Below are 4,836 nucleotides of genomic sequence, written 5' to 3' on the forward strand. Positions count from 1 at the left end.
CAAATACAAGAGCATTGTCGTTAAAGAAACCTCCAAGATTCAAAGCAAGCTGCTTACAATCTTGGAGGTTTTTTGATGTACCCTGTTATTGGGCGCTTACGACATAAGTTCCCTTGGTAGGTGCTTCTGCATCAAAATCAGCTGCTGGACTAAGGTAAACCCAGTCAACATGCTGGCTTGCGCGTAAGAAATCCAAACCAGCCTTCATGGCCAAGGCTAGAGGTCTAAAGGCTTCTGGGAAACCATCGCTTTCCGCTAAGGTTAAGCCACCCACTTCTGTGAGATAGAGTGAGCCAGCTCCACCTACAACATAAAACGGAATGTCTGTATTTTCGAGCACAGAGACCAGGTGCTCTAAGGTTTTGGTATGGAGAGGAAGAAGCTCCTCTGCAAAAACTCCAAAGGCTGTCACGACCGCATCAAAATCTTGTAGATCTGCTCGTGTCACGTCTAAAATATCTTTCTCAATCACAGCCTGAGCTTGACTCTTATTGGCAGAACGGACAATGGCCGTCACCTCATGGCCGCGTTTGACGGCTTCTTTCACAATTTCCTGACCAGCTTGGCCATTGGCTGCAAGTACGGCAATTTTCATAGGGAATCTCTCCTGTAACTTTTTTTATTACAACCAGTATACTGAAAGACTTCCTGGCTGTCAATTAGAAAGACCGGAAAAAGCAAAAGAGGGTGGGACTACGAACTAAATTTTTTCAAATTTAGTTCTGTCCCACTCCCTCCTTCAATTGACAAGCTCAAAATAGTCAAGCTAGGTTAAAATCAAACTAGAGAGTGAGAGCGTGCTTGTACTGTGATGACACGATTAACCAAAATATCGATCAACAAGTTCTTGTAATTTCCCTTCTTTGACTGCTGGAATCGTATCTTCTTGCACAAAATTGTCACGACTGATGGTTTCTGGAAGATTCCCAAATATATAATTGATGCAAATTTTATAGATAATCTCTGTCGGAGCAAAACCAAATACTTGCTTTTCAAGGATGTGCTTAATGCGATCCTGCTCATCAGGAAAGGCTCCTTTTAAACCTTTACTATTATAAAGACGTTTCACCAGTTCGGTGATATAAAGTCCTGATTTCATGTAAGGATCCAAAAAAGTCTTATTTGGATCGTCAAAGATCCCAGGATTTTCCTTCTCCAAATCATCGACCATCCGTTTTACGACTCGTTTCGGTGTAAAAATCTGATTCGTTTTCTGTGGCGGAATATAGTCAAAAATATCCTCTTTTACATCTTCAAAATAGTTAGATAACTCATCTTTCTTTCGTAAAAACTCTTGGATAGCCTCGTCAAAAGTTTGTCGATCAAAAAGATGCCCCTCAAAATCTTTCCCACCATCACGAAGATAACGGAATTGCTCAACGCCAATCCCTGTCACCTCAGAAAAAACAGCTTCGGGAACATAGGTATCAAAATTATCCAAAGTCAAATATTCATCGCCATATGCCATGATAAAACTTGGGATGGTTCTAGCAAAACCACGTAAGTGCCCTCGAATGTCATTCTCCGCTCTATCTCTAATCTTCTCAGCTTGCTTGGTTTCAATTTGCTCGATAAGAGCTTCAGGTAGCTGAGTTACCGTCTCCTTCAGGTTTTCCTTGAGTTCTGCATCATGGTTTTGCTTACTTTCCTCTAATTTTTGATCTAAGTCTGCTTTAAGGATTTCTTTTTCCGCCTTATCATTTGCTTGATCAATTTTCTCCTGATACTCTTCTTGTAAATGTGCTTCTGCTATCTGACGTTTTACTTCGTGGTTTTTAACCTGATTCGCAATTGTCTCCTTCACTTGATTTTCAATGTCTTTCGTTTCTCGACTCTTTAGTCCATACTCAGCCTTTAATTCATTTACGAGTACAGGTGCGACCTCTTTAGTCAATTGATTAACAAAGCTCGCTTTTGAAGTATCTTTCGTTTCTGCAATGACTGTCGAAACCGAGTTCCCAAGTCCATAGATTTTCTCTCCAAACAACTTTGTTTGTTGACTCTCAACAATTGCTGGAGGTACAACAACGTCTCCACTCTCATCAACGTTGACATTCGAGAAATCCAAAAATCCGTTTTCAGAACTCTTATTCACCTTCCCCTGCTCAGCAACTGGTAACTGATCTAAAATATCGAGAACTGTCTGGGTGGCTCTAAAGATTCCAGCTATATTATCGAAGAGCAGATTCGACATAAATCCACGTTTAAGAACTTCTTTCGCCTTAATTTGACGAGGAATGGTTAAAACGGATTTGGCATCAATTTTCACCATCTTACCTTCATGATCTTCAGCAATTACCGGGAAGAAATTCAACAGTTCTCTACTATTTTCCTCTCGAGTAGTAGTCGTGCCACCTCCAGAAACCGTTGCTAACGACAAATTATTTGCAAATTCATCGAAAAGCTGGAGCGTACGCTCAGGGGCGAAATCAAAAACATAAGCATTTTCCTTACGATAGTGATTCCCTTTGTCATCACTCCAACTATGGGGATTTTGTGCCCGAAAAGCTGCCTGCATATAAAGAGCCGGCGATTTGATATTGGACAGCATTAAAACAGCAGACCATTCAGGAATCGTTACCCCTGTCGTTAATTGACCTACAGATAAGGTAATGGTCTTATCATTGGTTTGAATGGCCTCCCGCACAGCATCCAATGCTTTCAATTTAACCCGATCGTCTTCTTCCGACATCCTTCCATCACCAGCCGCCAAGACAATTTTGTAGTTTTCATAGATTGGATGCTCTTCTAACAAGGCTTTTAAAGCCTTTGCCGAGGCTACACGATCTAATAACCAAAATGTATGTTTTAACTCATTTCGAAGCTCTTTAGTGGAGAATGGATACTTTTCATTGGTAGACAAGGTTCCTAACCAATTTTTGACGGCTTGCTCATAGACAAACTTCCCCGACTCATCTGTCGAAAAGAATTCATTCAAATCAAAGGCATAGTCAACATTCTCACCATCCAACTGGACTCCATCCGCCACTTTCTCCCCAATCATTTGAGACATCTGATAGGTAAATAGATTGAGTTGCGGTAAACTCTCATAAGGATTCTCTTTTTCAGATTCCCTTTCCCAGTTCAGTTTGGCTTTTTGCTCATCTGCATAAGACCAATTAAAAATTTGATCCGCAGAAAAATCTCCTTTTACGAGAGCCTTAAAAGGCGTCCCCGATAAATGGAGGGTAAAGTTCCTCTTGATTTGGTTGAAGGCTGTATCGGTCTTGAAGGTATCCACTCCTTCATGTGCCTCATCAATAACCAATAAATCCCACTCTGTATCCGTGACCCATTTTAGCTTGTTGTGCCTACCGCCAAGAAAAATTGACCCTTTCAAATCTTGCAGACTTAAGAAAGCAATTTGTCCCATCTCCTCCGTTTCATCCAAATGGGATAAAACATAGTCCATATAATCTTTGCGACTCAAGACTGGACGGTCTTTTAAGCTATCCGATTCGGAAACAAATTTATAGTTAGTTTTCCCAGCTATGAACTTATTGAAATCATCAAACCAGGAATTTGCAATCGCAGGACGATTGGTCACAATCAAAACACTTTGAGCCTGGGTTCGGCAAATCAAATCATAGGTCGCCAAGGTCTTACCAAAACGAGGCTTAGCATTCCAAAGGTATTTTCCAGAAGGATGTTCTGCCATATAGGCTGCAGTCTGCTCAACGGCTGCCTCCTGCTCTTGTCTCAAAACATAATCTTGACCTTGACCAGGTTGATAATCCGACACGTCATGAACAACAAATTTGTCAAATAGATGCTTAGCGCGATCCGGTTCTCCGTTGAAATAAAACCACTCTGTCTTCGGTCTTCGCTCTACATCATGAAACTTCAAAAAATGATGGAAGTCATGGTCAGAAAAGGTTGCCCCTTTATCCGGTTCTGTCAGATACTCAGCCTTTTCTGACCAAAGGATGTCAGTTGTAACATGAGCTGTGTGGGTCTGTTCCTTGATCCTTTTCTTAACATCACGTTCCGTATAACCAATTTTGATCCAACCTTCATTGTCGAGGTTTTTGGGAGTTGTATAGGCATAAATTTTTGGCGTAATTTCTTTTGATGTTTGAATCTTTACCATCTTATTCCATCTCCCTTACCTTAGACTCAATAAAGGCAATCTCTTCAGTTGATAAGTCATATTTTTTGTACAATTGGCGATCAATATCAGCCACTGATTGTGACCAATCAATATCCGAATTGACCGTAAAGTCTTGGTACGGAACATATTTCCAAGTTGACTTTTTGTTATCCTGAGTAGTTTTTAGTACACCAAGAAGAGTCCTAGCAAATTTCGTTTTTATATATTTTAGTAACGAATTACCTTCAAACTCAGTGTCCAAACAACCAATGGAAAGAAACGTTTGGGTATGCCCGATTAGGGGTTCCCCGATTAGGGGTGTTGATAGTACTTCACCAATAGCACCACTGCCATTTGATTTTGGAAGTATAACTTTATACTTATCAAAATTTTCTGGTACTTTAATATAATCTTCATGTACATATTTTAACAATCTTTCATTGTTTTGTCGCCCATAAATTTGAACTGCACCATCGAAAATCTCATTTACAAAAATTTCAGGAAGTTTATCAAAAATATTTGTTGTCATGTCAAATTTATGACCTTTACTAAGACGTTCACCAACATTAGGAAAGTCATCATGAACTTTCTGTGTCAACTTATAACTTTCAGGAGAATAGACATAGTCACTCAAACTTACAAAGTCACTACGATTATGGACTTTCTTGTGGGCACCTCTAAAAACTCATACTTATTGTCGCCTTATTTCAAATAAGTAGGTATTCCTATTTGGTAGTGCGAACGTG

At 40.0% G+C, this 4,836-nt stretch carries 2 protein-coding genes and 1 pseudogene; all 3 read right to left on the reverse strand.

What is annotated here, in order from left to right; genetic code table 11:
• Nucleotides 1-85: 85 nt before the first annotated feature.
• A complete protein-coding gene (locus N4310_RS07495) occupies nt 86-595 on the reverse strand; it encodes an NAD(P)-dependent oxidoreductase (protein ID WP_262092686.1) in 510 nt (169 codons plus the stop codon).
• A gap of 225 nt (nt 596-820) precedes the next feature.
• A complete protein-coding gene (locus N4310_RS07500) occupies nt 821-4,090 on the reverse strand; it encodes a DEAD/DEAH box helicase family protein (RefSeq protein ID WP_262092687.1) in 3,270 nt (1,089 codons plus the stop codon).
• 1 nt (nt 4,091) lies between these two features.
• Nucleotides 4,092-4,493, reverse strand: a pseudogene (locus N4310_RS07505) (Eco57I restriction-modification methylase domain-containing protein); the annotation flags it as partial.
• Nucleotides 4,494-4,836: the final 343 nt, after the last annotated feature.

It is taken from the genome of Streptococcus danieliae, from assembly GCF_025447695.1.
GTDB classification, from domain to species: domain Bacteria; phylum Bacillota; class Bacilli; order Lactobacillales; family Streptococcaceae; genus Streptococcus; species Streptococcus danieliae.